This window comes from Roseovarius sp. CH_XMU1461 (assembly GCF_037027165.1).
Lineage (GTDB): Bacteria > Pseudomonadota > Alphaproteobacteria > Rhodobacterales > Rhodobacteraceae > Roseovarius > Roseovarius nubinhibens.
In genome coordinates this window covers 1040748-1057004 of record NZ_JAYMDV010000001.1, presented here as the reverse complement: position 1 = coordinate 1057004, position 16257 = coordinate 1040748, and the positions used below count along the sequence as shown (strand labels likewise).

The window sequence follows — 16257 nt, the reverse complement described above, 5'->3', positions numbered from 1 at the left end:
ATTTCACTGGCCGCTCCCAAGTTATCCACAGGGGAAATCCCCCGGCCTAGAGCAGAAGGAATTAGGCAATGCAGATCGAAAAAATCCAATTCGATCAGGTGCGCTACAACCCGGAAACCGGCGCATTCGAAGCCCTGGTCAAAATCCACGAAGACGGGATCACCTACAGCTATCCGACACAGGCCACCGCGCCGCTGACCGCTGAATATGACGTGGTGGTGCGCCGCCTGCATGATGCGGCGGCCCGCGCCCATAGCGACAACCTGCCCGCCATGCGCTCGCGCCGCGCCACCACCAGCGCCGAGTACCAGACCCGCGTGGCCCAGATCCTCGCCAGCGGCACGCTAAGCCTGCCCTCGGGCAGCCCGCGCATCGCGGCCTGAGCCGCGACAGAATTTCCCGAACGATCCCTGCGATCTGGCAGGTGATTTCAACCGGGGCGCGCGCGGACGATCCCACCGATCCGGCGGCGCCCCGCCCCCTCCGGCACAACCCCCTCGGGGAAGAGGCGCTTGATATTCACCCTGAAGCCTGTACCGTTAACCGGTATTTGGTTCTTGTTTGTAATGGTGCCTGTCATGATTATTCGCCAATTTCGCTTTGATGACCTGCGATTCTCTCCTGATGCAGAAGAGCATCGCGCCATCGCCATCCTGACCACCGATATCAGCACGCTTTGCCTGATGACCAAGGCCAAGCTGCAATCCGACGTGCCGCCCGCCTCGCTGGCCGAGGCGCTGGCCGAGGACGCGCTGCGTCAGATCCGGCGCATGCCGGAATACCGCCGTCAGGCCGATGCCGTGCAAGTGGCCGAAGACGCGCCCAAGGAATTTCAGCGGGCCTCCTGATCCGGCCCCCCAGTTCAAGACCCCCCGGCCCCCCAGTTCAAGCTCCCCCGGACCAAGCCCCCCGGCCCAAGACCCTTGACCTGTTGCCATGTGGCGGCCACAAGGGCGCGAGTTTTGCCGCGCGTTTTGCAAAGGGGCCGCCCATGACCGCCACCTCCTCCACCCTTGCCGATGACCGGCTGATCGTCGCGCTCGATGTGCCCAACGCCATCGAGGCGCTGCAACTCGCCGAACGGCTCGGCGATGCGGTCAGCTTCTACAAGATCGGTCTCGGCATGCTCACCGGGGGCGGGCTCGCCGTGGCGAATGAGCTCAAGCAGGAACATGGCAAGCGCATCTTCCTCGACATGAAGCTCTTCGACATCGGCGCCACCGTCGAAAACGCCGTGCGCGGTCTGGTGCAGTTCGATCTCGATTTCCTCACCGTCCATGGCGATCCGCATGTGGTGCGCGCCGCCCGCGAGGGCGTCGGCGGCAAATCGACGAAAATCCTCGCGGTGACGATCCTCACCTCGCTCGACCGGGCCGATCTCGACGCCGGGCTGATCCGCGCGGGCGACATTCACGATCTGGTCTGCGAACGCGCCAGCCGCGCCTTTGACGCCGGGGCCGATGGCGTCATCGCCTCGCCGCAAGAGGCGGCGATGATCCGCGCCCTGCCCAATGCGGCGGGCCGTCTCATCGTGACCCCCGGCGTGCGTCCCGCGGGCGCGGCGCTCGGCGATCAGAAACGCGTGGCCACCCCGGCGCAGGCGCTCAAGGACGGGGCCGATCACATCGTCGTCGGGCGTCCGATCTGGGCGGCTGACGATGCCCCCGCCGCCGCCCGCGCCATCCTGGCCGAGCTGCCCTGACCGGGGCTTCACCCCGCGATTCCGCCATGACTATTGGTTAATAAATCGCCGCCGCCCCGGGCGCGCGGCGCACGCTCGCGGCTTTGGCCGGAAAAGCCCGAATCACCCACTGACGCAATACCGACGTAATACCGACGCTTTGCCGAAGGTCGATTTCCGTGGCCTCGCCAACCTGTTAACATGGACCCCCGACACCCGGATGTGATCGCCCGCCATGCCCGCTTTTTGCCGCGACTGCCTGCAAAACCTGCCCGATCCCGCGCCCCGCCGCTGCCCCGGCTGTCAGAGCCCGCGCGTGCTCTCGCATCCCGAACTCTACGGGCTGACCATCGCCCATATGGATTGCGATGCCTTCTATGCCAGCGTCGAGAAACGCGACAATCCCGCGCTCGCGGACAAGCCGCTGATCATCGGCGGCGGCCGCCGTGGCGTCGTCTCAACCGCCTGTTATATCGCGCGAATTCGCGGCGTGCGCTCGGCCATGCCGATGTTCAAGGCGCTTGATCTCTGCCCCGATGCGGTGGTGCTCAAACCCCGGATGGAGGTCTATGCCGAGGTCTCCCGCCAGATCCGCGCCATGATGCTCGACCTCACCCCGGTGATCGAACCGCTGTCGCTCGACGAGGCCTTTCTCGACCTCTCCGGCACCACCCGCCTGCATGGCGCACCGCCTGCGGTGATGCTGGCCCGGCTGGTGGCGCGGATGCGCTCGGAACTGGGCGTCACTGGCTCGATTGGCCTCAGCCATAATAAATTCTTAGCAAAGATCGCGTCTGATCTGGATAAACCGCGTGGATTTTCTGTCATCGGCGCCGCCGAGACCGCCGCATTTCTCCGCGACAAACCGGTCCGAATGATCTGGGGCGTCGGCCAATCCGCGCAAACCGCCTTGGACAAGGCCGGCATCCGCAGCTTTAACGATTTGTTAAGGTGGGAGCGGCAGGATCTCGTGGCGCGGTTTGGCTCGCTGGGCAACCGGCTCTGGCATCTTGCCCGGGGTCAGGACATGCGCCGTGTCGACGCCCGCGCGCCGGTCAAATCCATCTCCAAGGAAACCACGTTTTTCGAAGATACCGGCCATACCGAGCTGCTCGATGGCCATATCTGGCGGCTCTCCGTGCAGGTCTCCGACCGCGCCAAGGCCCGCCATCTCGCCGGCCGCGTCGTCACGCTCAAGCTCAAGCGCGCCGATCATTCGCTGATCTCCCGCCGCCTCGCCCTGCGCGACGCGACCCAGCTCGCCGACACGATCTACCGCACCGCCCGCAATCTCTATGATCAGGTGGATCATCAGGTGCCCTACCGGCTCATCGGCGTCGGCATTTCCGATCTGGTGCCGGAAGAGGCCGCTGATCTCTCCGGCGATCTGCTCGACCCGCAGGCCCGCAAACGCAGCCAGGCCGAACGCGCCGCCGATGCCATTCGTGAGAAATTCGGCTCTGACGCGATCGTCAAAGGCCGCGCCCTGCGCTAGCGCCTATTCCGCCGCCAGCGTCTGCTGCACCGGTCGGCCAATATCCGCCAATTCCGCCAGAATATCCCGCATCATGGCGCGGAAGGCCTCGAAATTCTGGTTCGGCGCGATCCGCCGCTCGTCCATATAGAGCGCCCGGTCAATCTCGATCTGCACCGCATGCCGCCCCCGCGAGGGCCGCCCGTAATTCTGTGTGACAAAGGCCCCGGCAAAGGGCGCGTTGCGCGCCACGACCAGCCCGGCGCGCTGAAATGCCGCCTCCACCCGCTCGACAATCTCGGGCGCGGCCGAGGCTCCGAACCGGTCGCCGAGCACCACATGCGGGCGTTTGCCGCCACGGTGCATCGCCGCATCCATCGCCTCATGTGGCATCGAATGACAGTCGAGAAGAATGGCCTCGCCGAACATCTCCCAGGCCTGATCGAGCTGCTGGGCAAGCGCATTGTGATAGGGATGCCAATAGGTCTCGATCCGCTCGATCGCCTCGTCGCGGGTCAATTTCCCTGTATAAATAGGCTGTCCGTTGGCCACCACACGCGGAATCACCCCAAGCCCCGAGGCCACGCGCGGATTGTGCCCGACCATCCGCACCCCTTCGATCAAGGCCGGGTCGAGCTCATCGGGACCCCGGTTGAGATCAATAAAGGCGCGCGGCGCGCCGGCACAGATCAAGGGAGCGCCAAGACGTGGCGCAGAATCGAGGAAAATATCGACATAGGCATCCTCGGAGGACCGGATCGTCACCTCGTCGAGCCGCGACCGATCCAGAAACCACTGTGGATAGTCCCGCGCCGAATGCGGCGAGGCAAAGACCACGCTCGTGGTCCTTTTCCTCGGAAACTCCAACTGATACGCAAGCTTGGGCATTCGACCTCCCCGATTGGCTTATAGGATAGCCTGAAAAAAACTGTTACCGAAAGCCCTTGATCACCTCCGCGACTCCTTTTATAGACAGCGACGCTGCGGCGCGGATTTCCGCGCCCCTGTTTTTTAGGGGCACGAATCCAGACCAAGGTCCATAGGGGTGATTAGCTCAGCGGTAGAGCACTTCGTTGACATCGAAGGGGTCACTGGTTCGATCCCAGTATCGCCCACCATGATTTCATTGTTTCGCAAACCGTGCGAAACGCCCGTAACCTAAGGCGCTGGCCCGCGCCGCGACAGACAGAGGAAAGAACGATGAAAGTTCGCAACTCGCTCCGTTCGCTCAAGAACCGGCACCGGGATTGCCGTGTCGTGCGCCGCAAAGGCCGCGTCTACGTGATCAACAAAACCCAGCGCCGTTTCAAAGCCCGTCAGGGCTGAGCAAACGCTCGGACAGATTTGAAAACCCCGCCCCTCTCGGGCGGGGTTTTTCTTTTTGTGCTGCCATATTGCCCCGCCTGACAAAGACCGCTTAACTGCGCGCAGTCTTGGGAGAGGACGGGCATGAATACCCCTGCAAAGATCATCGTTATCGGCGCCGGCATCTGTGGGCTGAGCGCCGCCATCTGGCTGCGCCGCGACGGCCATGAGGTCACGCTGATCGACCGCGAAGGCCCCGGCGCGGGCGCGTCCTATGGCAATGCCGGACTGCTGGCACAATGGGCCATCGCGCCGATCAATTCGCCCGGCATCATCCGCCAGGGGATCAAGAGCCTCGCCGACCCGAACGCGCCGCTTTTCTTGCAATATAGCTACCTGCCCCGGCTGCTGCCCTGGCTCCTGCGCTATGTGGCGCAGGGCACCGACACGCGGACACAGCGGATGGCGGCGGGGCTGCACAATCTGCTGCATGACAGTGTCGAACAGCACCGCGCCCTGACCCAGGGCACCGCCGCCGCGCGGTTTGTCACCGACAGCGATCTGTCCTACGCCTATGCCGACCGCGCCGCCTATGCGCGCGACGGCTATGCCTGGGCGATCAAGCGCAACGCGGGCTATGTGCCAGAGCTGATCGAAGGTGCCGCCGTGCAAGAGGCCGAGCCGATGCTGGGGGCCAATATCGGCTGTCTCGCGGTGCTGCGCAATCAGGGCCATATCGCCAATCCCGGCGCCTATATGAAAGCGCTCGCCGAGGTCTTCCAAGCCGAGGGGGGCAGGTTTCTCGTGGCCACGGCCAAGGACATCACCCTGCGCGATGGCCGCGTTACGGCGGTTGAAACCGATCAGGGCACGCTGCCCTGCGATCATGCGGTGGTGACGGCGGGCATCTGGTCGAAACCGATCCTGCGCAAGCTCGGGATCAGGCTGCCGCTCGAGGCCGAGCGCGGCTATCACCTGCACCTGAAATCGCCGTCGCAAGTGCCGAACAATCCGATCATGGTGGCCGGAAAATGTGCCTTCAACCCGATGGAGCATGGGCTGCGCTGTACCAGCGCGGTCGAACTCGCCCATGTCGATGCGCCCCGCTCGCCCAAGCCCTTCGCGCTCATCCGCCGCTACCTGTCAGAGCTCTTTCCCGATCTGCAATATGAGCTGGCCGAGGAATGGATGGGCCACCGCCCCTCGACCCCGGACAGCCTGCCGCTTATTGGCCAACGCGGTGCCACCGGGCTACATCTCGGCTTTGGGCATCAGCATGTGGGGCTCACCGGCGGGCCGAAAACCGGGCGCTGGATCGCCGACATGATCGCCGGGCGTAAACCCAATGGCGACATGAGCTATTACGATCCGGCCCGGTTCGATTAGACGCCTTTGATCAGGCCTTGATCGCCGCGCGCAGCGCCGCCATCCGGGTCTTGAGCGTGTCGTGATAGCGGTCATTGGTCAGCGCGCCCTCGTCCGAGAACTCTTTCGACGCCCCGGCCACCAAAACCGCCGGCCCTGAAATGATCTGCGCCTGCAGCTGCAGCAGGCAGGCCATGGTCATGAACTGCGCCGTCTCGCCGCCGGTCCGCCCTGCCGCGACCGAGACCACCACCGTGGGCTTGCCCGCAAAGGCATTGCCCTCGGTCCGGCTGACCCAATCGAGCGCGTTCTTGAGAACGCCCGAGATGCCCTTGTTATATTCCGGCGCCGAAATCACGATGGCATCGGCCCCGGCAATCTGATCGGCCAGCAGCTGCACCTTGGCGGGGATGCCCTCGGCCTGTTCCAGATCGCCATTGTAGAGCGGCAGATCGAGATCCCCCACCACCACTTTCGCCGGGCCAAAGGCCTCGGCCGCGACCCGGCAGAGCATCCGGTTATACGACCCCTCGCGCAGCGAGCCGCTGATGGTGAGTAGCACTGGTTCTGACATGGGACGCCCCTTGGTGATTGCATGATTTATGACCCCCACCGTGCCCCGGTCCGCGCCCCCAACGCAACCCGACCCACCGCACAGCGCCTGTGCGCCCTCCGCGCAATCGCCTCGAAAACCAGCAAATAGTGCACGGACAAACAAAACCCCCGCACACGGGGACCGTGCCGGGGGCGAAGGTGGCTCTTATGAGCGAGGGGGAAGGGTTACCAGTCCGTCGGGCCTTTTTCGGCAAAGACATGGACCAGGAAATCGATGAAGGCGCGCACCTTGGGCTGGGTGAACCGGCCCGGCGGATAGACCGCATAGATGCCTTGGGTTTCCATCGGCAGATCGGGGATCACATCCTCGACAAGACCTTTGGACAGCGCCTCGGAATAGAGAAAGCTCGGCAGGTAGGCGATGCCCAGACCCGAGATCGCGGCGTTGAGCAGCGATTGCCCGTCATTGACCGACAGCCCGCCCGCCGTGCGCACCTGACGCTTTTCGCCCGATGGCGCGGTGAGCTTCCAGACACTGCCGCCCGCCTGGCTCGAATAATGCAAGAGCTTGTGCTCGTTGAGATCGTCGATCTTGGTCGGCCGCCCGTATTTCTCGAGATAGGCCGGGCTCGCGATCATCCGCTTGGTGGTCTCGGTGAGCTTGCGCGCCCGCAGGGTGCTGTCCTCGAGCTCGCCGATGCGGATCGCCATGTCGAACCCTTCCGAGATGAGCTCTACATAGCGGTTGTTGAGCACCATATTGACGGTGATATCCGGGAACTCATCGAGGAAATTGCCGAGTACCGGGCTCAGATGATTGACGCCGAAATCCGTCGCCACCGAAATCCGCAGCAGACCCGAAGGATCGGATTGCATCGAACTGACCAGCGCATCCGCCTCGCCCGCATCATTGAGAACGCGCAGCGCCCGATCATAATAGGCGAGACCGATTTCCGTCGGGCTCACGCGGCGGGTCGTCCGGTTGAGCAGACGCGCCCCGAGACGCGCCTCGAGCGATGACACATGTTTCGATACGGCGGATTTGGAAATCCCCATTTTCCGCGCCGCATCAGTGAATCCACCTTGATCCACGACCGTGGCAAACGCTTCCATCTCGGTGAGACGATCCATTGCTCGATACCTCTGTATTTCTGTTGCTTTGGGTATCGGCGTCAAATCGGGCGCAACTGGGGCGGCCACCAGACAATATCTGGGTTTTATCGCGGATCGTTCTTAACCGGGAAACAGGGAAACAAATGTTTCCACCGCTGGAATCGGGTGTTTGCAGCTGGGACGCGGGGCTAGAAAAGACTGCCCTGATCGCCGGGCGGCGTCTGCGGCTTGGCCGGTTTCTTGGGCGCGGGCGCCCCCGGCTGGCCGACCTTATGCACGCCATCGGCAAATTCGATCTCGAGATTTTGCGCCCGGCCCGCTGCGGCGGCGCTCTTGATCAGATCGCCATCGCCGCGCACCACCGCATAGCCCCGCTCGAGCGTCGCCTTATAGCTGAGCGTTTCGCGCAGCCGGTCGAGCGCGTCGAGCCGATCACGCCAATCCTTGATCTGACGCGCCCCCACCTGACCGAACCGGTCGCTCAATCGGCTCAGATCCTCACGCCGCCGCTGCAGCGCCTCATGCGGTTCGACCCGGCCAAACCGTGCGCTCATCGCATCATAGCGTTCGCGCCCGCGCTCTGTCCGCGCGCCGAGCGCATGACCAAGCCGCTCGCCGGTCTGTGCCAGCCGCTGCCCCTGATCGCGCAGCTTACCGCGCAGCGCCGCCGGGCGCAGCGCCCCGGCCGCATCCGACAGCCGCACCCGCCGCATCTGCACCGACCGGATGAGCGCGGCCGGAAGCCGTTCGCCCCAGACATCGAGCCTCTGGCGCGGCCCGTCGAGCAACGTGTCCACCCGGGGCAAGGCCCGCCCCAGATCGCGCAGCCGCTGGCCGCGCCGCTCGACCCCGCTCGACAGCGCATGGCTCAGCCGGGCGCTCTGCCCATCGAGCCAAGCCAGCAGGTCGAGCCGCACCGGCACCGCAAGCTCCGCCGCCGCCGTCGGCGTGGGCGCGCGCTTGTCCGAGGCAAAATCGATCAGCGTGGTGTCGGTCTCATGGCCCACCGCCGAGATGAGCGGGATCTCCGACGCCGCCGCCGCGCGCACCACGATTTCCTCGTTGAACCCCCACAGATCCTCGATCGAGCCGCCGCCCCGCGCCACGATGATCAGATCGGGCCGCGGCAGCGCCCCGCCCGGCGTCAGCGCATTGAACCCGGCAATCGCCCGGGCCACTTCTGCGGCAGAGCTCTGCCCCTGCACCGCCACCGGCCAGATCAGCACCTTGCGCGGAAACCGGTCGCGCAGCCGGTGCAGAATATCGCGAATCACCGCACCCGAGGGCGAGGTGACGACGCCGATGATCTCGGGCAGATAGGGGATCGGCCGCTTGCGCCCCTCATCAAAGAGCCCCTCCGCCGCCAGCGCCTTGCGCCGTTTCTCCAGCAGCGCCATGAGCGCGCCCTGCCCGGCCACGGCCACTTCATCGACGTTGAGATTGTATTTCGACTGCGCCCCAAAGGCGGTGAGCCGCCCGGTCACCACCACCTCGAGCCCCTCTTCGGGCTCGACCGACAGACCCGCCACCTGCCCCTTCCATGTGGTGCAGGCGAGGACGTTCTTGTCGTCCTTCACATCATAGTAAAGATGCCCGGACCGCGCCTTGAACACACGGCCCACCTCGCCACGCACGCGCACACGCCCGAAATTGCCTTCGAGCGTGCGCTTCACCTCGCCGGAGATTTCCGAGACGGTGTATTCGGGCATGTTCTGGCCCGGAAGCGGATCATCAATCAGGTCTGACATGCCCCATCAATGACCGATCCCGCGCCAGAAGAAAAGATCACGCGGCGCGCTGATCGTGGCGACCTTCCTCGATCTCTTCGATGAGCTTTTTCGAGAAGGCCGGCAAATCGTCGGGGTTGCGGCTGGTGACCAGACCATGATCGGTGACGACCTCGGCATCGGTCCAATTGGCCCCAGCGTTTTTCACATCGGTCTTGATCGAATGATAGGAGGTCATGTCGCGGCCCTCCGCGATGCCCGCCTCGATCAACAGCCAGGGCGCATGGCAGATTGCCCCGATCACCTTCTTCGCCTGCCAGAAGGCCCGGATGAACGACAGCGCCTCGTCATTGACGCGCAGCAGGTCCGGGTTGATCTGCCCGCCGGGCAGCACCAGCGCATCGTAATCGGTGGGGTTCACCTCCGACAGCTTGCGGTCGACCTCGACGGTGCGGCACCAATCGGGGCCTTCCCAGCCGCGAATGTCCTGCCCATCGGGCGAGATCACATGCACCTCTGCGCCCGCCTCGCGCAGCGCGTCGCGCGGCTGCTCGAGCTCGGATTGCTCAAAGCCATTGGTGGCGAGAATGGCGATCTTGGCGGATTTGATATCAGGCATGGGATTTCCTTTCGTCGGTGATGACACTCATCTCTTCCAACCCGGCGCGGCCCGCGATGTTCCGCACAAAGGGCCCTCAGCCTTGCCTCCGCGCGCCCGCGCGCCTATTCAGACGCCAAATGAGGACCGAACGGTAGGGGACCGCCTGATGAACATTCTGATCCTTGGCAGCGGCGGGCGCGAACACAGCCTCGCTTGGGCCGTGAAACAGAACCCGAAATGCGACCGGCTCATCGTGGCCCCCGGCAATGCCGGCATCGCCCAGATCGCCGATTGCGCCAAGCTCGACATCATGGATGGCGGCGCGGTGGTGACCTTTGCCGAGGAAAACGCCATCGACTTCGTGATCGTCGGCCCCGAAGCGCCGCTCGCCGTGGGCGTGGCCGATCGGCTGCGCGAGGCCGGGCTGCTCTGCTTTGGTCCCTCCGAGGGCGCGGCACGGCTCGAAGCCTCGAAAAGTTTCACCAAGGAAATCTGTGACGCGGCCAAGGCCCCCACCGCAGGCTATGGCCATTTCACCGAGGCCGAAGCCGCCCGCGCCCATGTCCGGGCCAAAGGCGCGCCCATCGTGATCAAGGCCGACGGTCTCGCCGCTGGCAAGGGCGTCATCATCGCCATGACCGAAGACGAGGCGCTCGCCGCCATCGACGACATGTTCGGCGGCGCCTTTGGCGGCGCCGGGGCCGAAGTGGTGATCGAAGAGTTCATGGAGGGCGAAGAGGCCTCTCTCTTCGTGCTCTGCGATGGCGAGAACATCCTGTCGGTCGGCACCGCGCAGGATCACAAACGGGTGGGCGACGGCGACACCGGCCCCAACACCGGCGGCATGGGCGCCTATTCCCCCGCCCCGGTGCTCAGCCCCGACATCGAAGCCATCGCCATGGAGCAGATCGTCAAACCGACCATGGCCGAAATGGCCCGCCGCGGCATGCCGTTTCAGGGCGTGCTCTACGCCGGTCTGATGATCAAGGACGGCCAGCCCCGTCTCGTCGAGTATAACGTCCGCTTCGGCGACCCGGAATGCCAGGTGCTGATGATGCGGCTCGGGGCGCAGGTGCTCGACCTGCTGCACGCCGCCGCCGAAGGCCGCCTGAACGAGATGAGCGTGACCTGGGCCGAGGATCACGCGCTCACCGTGGTGATGGCGGCGCTGGGCTATCCCGGTGATTATGAAAAAGGCACGCCCATCGGCGCGCTCGACACGATGCCCGAGGACAGCCACCACATGGTCTTTCACGCCGGCACCGCCGAGACGGGCGGCAAGATCGTCGCCACCGGCGGCCGGGTGCTCAACGTGACGGCCCGCGGTGCGACGCTGCAAGAGGCCCGCGACCGCGCCTATGGCATGGTCGAGGGGATCGACTGGCCCGGCGGGTTCTACCGCCGCGACATCGGCTGGCGCGCGCTGGGCTAGGCCCGCCGCGCGACCGGTGACGCGGATCGGAAACACGCCCGCCCCGGTTTGGCGCAAAATTGGCTGCTAAGGCCGCTTGCGAACTGTTTTGCCAATGATCTTCGGGCTCTAACGCGGGCGAGACCTGCAAGGAGCCCGACGATGATTGTCCGCGACAAACCCGGATTGCTGGAACTGATGTTCGCCATTCGCGGCTCGGTGCTGCCGCGCATCCTGCCGCGCATTCTCTTTGCCACGGGTTTTGCCGCGCTGGTGGTCTGGATCGACGGCGCGCTCTTGCGCCTGCCCCATACCAATGCCGCGCCCTTCGCGGTCTTTGGCCTCGCGCTGTCGCTCTTTCTCGGCTTTCGCAACAACGCCGCCTATGACCGCTGGTGGGAGGGCCGCCGCCTCTGGGGCGGGCTGGTGGCCGATATGCGCTCGCTCGGGCGCGAGGTCGAGATGTATCTCCCCGACCCCGAGGCACGACAACGCGCCCTGCGGCTGGCGCTGGCCTTCCTGCATCTGCACCGGCTGCATCTGCGCCGGATGCCCGACGATGGCTCGGCGGGCCGCTGGGCCGCCGACAGCGCCGCCTTCGCCGAGGCCCATCACCCGCCCTGCGCCGCGCTCAACACGCTCAACCGGCATCTGGCCGAGGCCGCGCCCGATGGCTTTGCCCGCCGCGCGCTTGCCGAACGGCTGGCCTCGATGTCGCTGGCGCAGGCGGGCTGCGAACGCATCGCCACCACGCCACTGCCCTTCGTCTATTCGCTTCTGGTGTTCCGCACGACCTATCTCTACTGCCTGCTGATCCCCTTTGCCCTGCTCGAGGGCGCCGGCTGGATGGCGCCGCTCTTTTCGGCGATCATCGCTTATGTTTTCTTCGGCCTCGCCGAGGTCACCGAAGAGCTCGCCCATCCCTTTGGCGAAACGGTGAACGGGCTGCCGCTCGACGCGATGTGCCGCACGGTGGAACGCTCGCTCGCGCCGCATCTCGGCGAAGAGGTGCCCGAGGCCCGGGTGCCCGTCGGCTTTTACCTGAGCTAGCCCCGGGTCAGCCCCGGCATGGCCCAGCGCATCGCGCCCGCCACCACCAGCCCATAGAGCATATGCGCCGCGAGCGACGCCCAAGTGTAGCTCACAAATCCCATCATAAAGCCGCGCCCGGCCAGCGGGGCCAGCACGCCCTGCGCCACCGCCCAGAGGATCAGCCCCCAGATCAGCCCGGCCATGGCCCAGGGCTGCGGCGGTGTCAGGCGCAGATAGGCGAGATAGCCGAGCGGAAAGAGAATGAGCCCCGCCACCAGATGGCCGATCCAGCCGCCGACATAGCCGATCTCGGCCCCCAAGAGCCGCGCCAGCGCGATCACCAGATAGGCAGGCTCCATCACCCGCCCGGTCAGGATCGGCCCCAGCCCAAAGGCAAAGGCCTCAAAGGCGATCTCGCCAGCCAGCCCCCCAATGAGGGTGAGACGAAGGATTTGCATCGGGGTCAGGGTCATGTGGTGGCCTCTTGGGGTTATGGTCCGCCACCGGCTAGACCGCAGAGAGGCGGGGGACAAATCACATCGCCCCACAGCGCCGTGAGAGATCACTCACATCGCGTCGCGCGGTTGAGGCTCTCTGGCCCGTCATAGCGCCCAAAGACGCGCGGGTGCAGCGCCCCACCGGCAAAGCGCACCGCCATGATCCGTTGCCAGCCGCCATCGGCGGTGATCATCTCGGCCACCCCGTCACACAGGCGCAGCCCGCCGGGGATATGATCCCAGCCGATGCGGTGATTGGTCAGCCCGTCAAGATCGCTCAGATGCCGCAGTTCGCCCGCCTCATAGCGCCAAAGCCGCAGCCGCTTGGCCAGATGCGGCCGGTCGATATAGCCGATCTCGACCCGGCCATCGCCATCGAAATCCGCCGCCGCAATCGGCGCGAGCCAGCGGTTCGGCGATCCGATATGCGGGGTCGCCGCCCGTTTCACGAGGCCCCCGGCCTCCAGCGCATAGATGGCAAGCTGCGCGCCCTGCGCCGGGTCGGTCTCGACCACGACGATCTCGGGCGCGCCGTCGCCTGTCACATCCCACAGGCGCGGCGCGATATCCTCGAACACACGGGAGTTGGGCGCAAAGCGGATGCGATGCCGCTCTCCCGCCGCATCCCTGGCCTCAAGCCCCGCATATTCCACCCCATCGCCGAGCACGCCATGGGCATAATGCGTTGTGGGATCGGTGAACCGGGCCTCGACAATGGCGGGCGATCCGGCCAGCACCGCGCTGGCCGTGACACAAGGCCCCGACAGGGCCAAAAGAGCCATGAGGCGCGACAGAAGAGGCCGCGCCACCATGATCAGATCTGCTTTTCGGGCATCTGCACGACGAGACCGTCGAGCGCATCGGTCACCTTGAGCTGACAGGTCAGGCGCGACCGTGCCGCATCCGGCTCGAAGGCAAAGTCCAGCATGTCTTCTTCCATGTCATCCTTGCCGGGGAGTTTCTCGACCCAGTCGGGATGCACATAGACATGACAGGTGGAACAGGCGCAGGCACCGCCGCAATCGGCCTCGATACCGGGGATGTTGTTGTCGCGCGCCCCTTCCATGACCGTCAGGCCATTGGCCACGTCCACGACATGCTCGGTGCCGTTATGCTCGATATAGGTGATTTTCGCCATGATGTCCGGCTCCCATTCCTGCGTTGCTCTGGGGTTCCTACAAAGCGCAGATATGTCGCGCCAGACCATTTTGCGACTCTCATAGGAAAGAGTTGCGACAAAATCGCCATGTTCTTGCTGTGTTCCGACATTCCGACAGCGCTGTTGCGGCGCTGCCCGCCCTCGGGGCTGTTTGCCGCGCGCTGTGCGCGATGCTTTCACCGCTCTGCCAATGCCGCTAGACTGCTCGAAAAATCGCCCCAAAGGCCCGAGCATGACCCGTCCTTTCGCCCTGCTACTCTGTTGCACCCTGCCGCTCATGGGCTGTCAGGCTCCGCTGCCCGCAGACGATCCGGAAATCGTGCAGAACCTCGCCGAATCCCCGCCCGGCGCCGCGCCCGGCACTTGCTGGGGCAAGGTGGCGACACCGGCGGTGATCGAAACCGTGACGGATCAGGTTCTGGTGCAACCGGCCGTGCTCGCCGCCGATGGCAGCGTCCAGAGCCCCGCGAGCTATCGCACCGAGACCCGCCAAGAGATCGTCAAGGAACGCGAGGTGACCTGGTTCGAAACCCCCTGCGCGGCGGCGATGACGCCCGAATTCGTGGCCTCGGTGCAGCGCGCGCTCAAGGTGCGTGCGCTCTATCGCGGGCCGATCTCGGGACAGATGGACAGCCGCACCCGTGCCGCGATCCGCGCCTTTCAGGCCCCGGGTGGGCTCGACAGCGGGATTCTCTCGCTCGATGCCGCGCGCAAGCTCGGCCTCGTGGCGGTGGAACGGCCCGAGGCGGGCTAGTCGCTCAGACCAGACCGCCCTTGATCAACCGATCCGCCAGCGCCGCATAGGCCCCGGCCACCGGCCCCTCACCCAGCGCCACCGGCGTGCCATTGTCGCCCGCCAGCCGCGTGTCGAGATCAATCGGCAGCGCCCCGAGGAAGGGCAGATCGAGCGTCTCGGCCTCTGCCGCCACGCCACCATGGCCAAAGATATGCGCCTCATGGCCGCATTCGGGGCAATGGAAGGTCGACATATTCTCGATCATCCCGAGAATCGGCGTCTTGAGCGTGCGGAACATGTCCATCGCCTTGCGCGCATCCAAGAGCGCCACATCCTGCGGCGTCGAGACGATGATCGCACCGGTGGGCTCGGCCTTCTGGCAGAGCGTCAGCTGCACATCGCCGGTCCCCGGCGGCAGATCGACGAGCAGCACGTCGAGCTCCCCCCAGCGCACCTGGCTGATCATCTGCTGCAACGCCCCCATTAGCATCGGCCCCCGCCAGACCACCGCCTTGTCCGGGTCGAGCATCAGGCCGATCGACATCATCGTCACCCCATGCGCGTGCAGCGGCTCGATGATCTTGCCATCGGGGCTCGCCGGGCGGCCCGACACACCCATCATCCGCGGCTGGCTCGGCCCGTAAATATCGGCATCGAGAAGCCCCACCTTCTTGCCCGCCCGCGCCAGGGCCACCGCAAGGTTCGACGACACGGTCGATTTGCCGACCCCGCCCTTGCCCGACCCGATGGCGATGATCGACTTGACGCTCGCCGGTTTGAGACTGCCCTCCTGCGGTTTCGGATGACCGCCGATCTTGAGACTGGGCGGTGCCTTGGCCGGGGCCGGGGCCGCGCCATGGGCGGTCAGCACCGCCGAGACATGCACCACCCCCTCGAGCGCCGCGATGGCGCGTTCGGTGGCGGCGCGCAGCGGCTCCATCTGGCGGGCGATCTCGGGGCTCGGGGCCTCGATCACATAGCGCACCGTGCCGCCCTCGACCGACAGCGCCCGGATCATGTCGCGTGACACGAGATTGCCACCCCCCGGCAGATCGAACCGGCTCAACTGCTCTTCGATTGTCGCGCGCGTCACCATCTCTGGGCCTCCCTCGATTGCTCATCCCTACTTGGCAGGTTTGACGCCGGGCGCAAGGGCGGGCCGCTCTGTGCCCTGATAAACATGACGTTTTTATGTCAGCCCCTCTTATGCATTTTCTGCATAGCGGCATTGTACAAACGAGGATTGTGCAGATGCAGCATTGGTTTATCTAAGCGTCAACAGAAACGACACGGCGGGCCGGCAGCAAACGCCCCCGCATCCGAGGTAGATAAAATGGTTTTCGCATCCGACATCCTGAACGGTCGCAGCTATGCCACGAAACGCGCCGAAGACGGCTTCTTTGCCGCTCTGGTCCGCAAGGTGCAACTGCGCCGCGAATACAACAAGACCCGCAACGAGCTGGCCAGCCTGAGCGATCGTTCGCTCGCTGATCTCGGCATCAGCCGCGGCGAAATCACCGCCATCTCGCGCAAGGCGGTTTACGGTTACCAGTCCTAAGCTGGTTTAGATGCCCCGTTTCTCCTCCCTTTAGGGGCATCAA

General features: G+C 65.1%; 19 protein-coding genes and 1 tRNA gene. 11 read left to right on the top strand and 9 right to left on the bottom strand.

Features of this window, described 5'->3' with window-relative positions; all coding sequences use genetic code 11:
• The first annotated feature begins 68 nt into the window (after positions 1-68).
• The 4 genes from WA237_RS05050 to WA237_RS05035 all read left to right on the top strand — a co-directional run bounded on the left by WA237_RS05050 (position 69) and on the right by WA237_RS05035 (position 3176).
• Positions 69-383 (top strand): hypothetical protein, encoded by a 315-nt coding sequence (locus WA237_RS05050; protein ID WP_009813459.1) that lies wholly within the window; start codon positions 69-71, stop codon positions 381-383.
• Positions 384-578: 195 nt separating this feature from the next.
• Complete coding sequence (locus WA237_RS05045; RefSeq protein ID WP_156783332.1) at positions 579-848, top strand: hypothetical protein; 270 nt, start codon at positions 579-581, stop codon at positions 846-848.
• A 143-nt stretch (positions 849-991) separates the two neighbouring features.
• Positions 992-1702: an orotidine-5'-phosphate decarboxylase gene (gene pyrF, locus WA237_RS05040; RefSeq protein WP_336096880.1), complete on the top strand. Its 711-nt coding sequence runs from the start codon at positions 992-994 to the stop codon at positions 1700-1702.
• 214 nt (positions 1703-1916) lie between these two features.
• Positions 1917-3176 carry a DNA polymerase IV gene (locus WA237_RS05035; protein WP_009813456.1) on the top strand — a complete coding sequence of 420 codons (1260 nt, stop codon included), beginning with the start codon at positions 1917-1919 and terminating at the stop codon, positions 3174-3176.
• A 3-nt stretch (positions 3177-3179) separates the two neighbouring features.
• Here WA237_RS05035 and WA237_RS05030 read toward each other — a convergent pair whose 3' ends face one another.
• Entirely contained in the window at positions 3180-4043 is an 864-nt protein-coding gene (locus tag WA237_RS05030; RefSeq protein WP_009813455.1) for an N-formylglutamate amidohydrolase, read from the bottom strand.
• Positions 4044-4198: 155 nt separating this feature from the next.
• On the opposite strand from WA237_RS05030, the gene WA237_RS05025 reads away from it, so the two are divergent.
• From WA237_RS05025 to WA237_RS05015, 3 genes are all read left to right on the top strand, one after another.
• A tRNA-Val gene (locus WA237_RS05025) sits at positions 4199-4273 on the top strand.
• Between the two features lie 82 nt (positions 4274-4355).
• Positions 4356-4481, top strand: coding sequence for a type B 50S ribosomal protein L36 (ykgO, locus tag WA237_RS05020; RefSeq protein WP_005850168.1), 126 nt, complete (start codon positions 4356-4358; stop codon positions 4479-4481).
• 123 nt (positions 4482-4604) lie between these two features.
• Complete coding sequence (locus WA237_RS05015; RefSeq protein ID WP_336096879.1) at positions 4605-5846, top strand: NAD(P)/FAD-dependent oxidoreductase; 1242 nt, start codon at positions 4605-4607, stop codon at positions 5844-5846.
• A 10-nt stretch (positions 5847-5856) separates the two neighbouring features.
• Here WA237_RS05015 and WA237_RS05010 read toward each other — a convergent pair whose 3' ends face one another.
• From WA237_RS05010 to WA237_RS04995, 4 genes are all read right to left on the bottom strand, one after another.
• Positions 5857-6399, bottom strand: coding sequence for an NADPH-dependent FMN reductase (locus tag WA237_RS05010; protein WP_336096878.1), 543 nt, complete (start codon positions 6397-6399; stop codon positions 5857-5859).
• 206 nt (positions 6400-6605) lie between these two features.
• A complete protein-coding gene (locus WA237_RS05005; protein WP_216015453.1) occupies positions 6606-7511 on the bottom strand; it encodes a LysR family transcriptional regulator in 906 nt (301 codons plus the stop codon).
• Between the two features lie 170 nt (positions 7512-7681).
• The gene (xseA, locus tag WA237_RS05000; RefSeq protein ID WP_336096877.1) at positions 7682-9241 is read right to left on the bottom strand and encodes an exodeoxyribonuclease VII large subunit; all 1560 of its coding nucleotides are present in this window, start codon (positions 9239-9241) and stop codon (positions 7682-7684) included.
• 37 nt (positions 9242-9278) lie between these two features.
• Positions 9279-9839: a type 1 glutamine amidotransferase domain-containing protein gene (locus WA237_RS04995; RefSeq protein ID WP_216015451.1), complete on the bottom strand. Its 561-nt coding sequence runs from the start codon at positions 9837-9839 to the stop codon at positions 9279-9281.
• Between the two features lie 148 nt (positions 9840-9987).
• On the opposite strand from WA237_RS04995, the gene purD reads away from it, so the two are divergent.
• Both purD and WA237_RS04985 read left to right on the top strand, forming a co-directional pair.
• Positions 9988-11253, top strand: a complete 1266-nt coding sequence (purD, locus tag WA237_RS04990; protein WP_336096876.1) for a phosphoribosylamine--glycine ligase — start codon at positions 9988-9990, stop codon at positions 11251-11253.
• Between the two features lie 141 nt (positions 11254-11394).
• A complete protein-coding gene (locus WA237_RS04985; protein WP_336096875.1) occupies positions 11395-12282 on the top strand; it encodes a bestrophin family protein in 888 nt (295 codons plus the stop codon).
• On the opposite strand, the gene WA237_RS04980 is transcribed toward WA237_RS04985, so the two are convergent.
• The 3 genes from WA237_RS04980 to WA237_RS04970 all read right to left on the bottom strand — a co-directional run bounded on the left by WA237_RS04980 (position 12279) and on the right by WA237_RS04970 (position 13899).
• Positions 12279-12737 carry a DUF6789 family protein gene (locus WA237_RS04980; protein WP_336096874.1) on the bottom strand — a complete coding sequence of 153 codons (459 nt, stop codon included), beginning with the start codon at positions 12735-12737 and terminating at the stop codon, positions 12279-12281. The two genes, WA237_RS04985 and WA237_RS04980, sit on opposite strands and share 4 nt — an antisense overlap.
• Positions 12738-12826: 89 nt before the next feature.
• A complete protein-coding gene (locus WA237_RS04975) occupies positions 12827-13573 on the bottom strand; it encodes an FG-GAP repeat domain-containing protein (RefSeq protein WP_336096873.1) in 747 nt (248 codons plus the stop codon).
• A gap of 2 nt (positions 13574-13575) precedes the next feature.
• Positions 13576-13899: a 2Fe-2S iron-sulfur cluster-binding protein gene (locus tag WA237_RS04970; protein WP_009813445.1), complete on the bottom strand. Its 324-nt coding sequence runs from the start codon at positions 13897-13899 to the stop codon at positions 13576-13578.
• A 253-nt stretch (positions 13900-14152) separates the two neighbouring features.
• Here WA237_RS04970 and WA237_RS04965 point away from each other — a divergent pair, with 253 nt between their 5' ends.
• Complete coding sequence (locus WA237_RS04965) at positions 14153-14674, top strand: peptidoglycan-binding domain-containing protein (protein ID WP_040617926.1); 522 nt, start codon at positions 14153-14155, stop codon at positions 14672-14674.
• Positions 14675-14678: 4 nt separating this feature from the next.
• On the opposite strand, the gene WA237_RS04960 is transcribed toward WA237_RS04965, so the two are convergent.
• Positions 14679-15752, bottom strand: coding sequence for an Mrp/NBP35 family ATP-binding protein (locus WA237_RS04960; RefSeq protein WP_216015446.1), 1074 nt, complete (start codon positions 15750-15752; stop codon positions 14679-14681).
• Between the two features lie 237 nt (positions 15753-15989).
• Between WA237_RS04960 and WA237_RS04955 the strand changes: the two genes are divergently transcribed.
• Positions 15990-16214 carry a DUF1127 domain-containing protein gene (locus WA237_RS04955; RefSeq protein ID WP_216015445.1) on the top strand — a complete coding sequence of 75 codons (225 nt, stop codon included), beginning with the start codon at positions 15990-15992 and terminating at the stop codon, positions 16212-16214.
• The last annotated feature ends 43 nt before the right edge of the window (positions 16215-16257 follow it).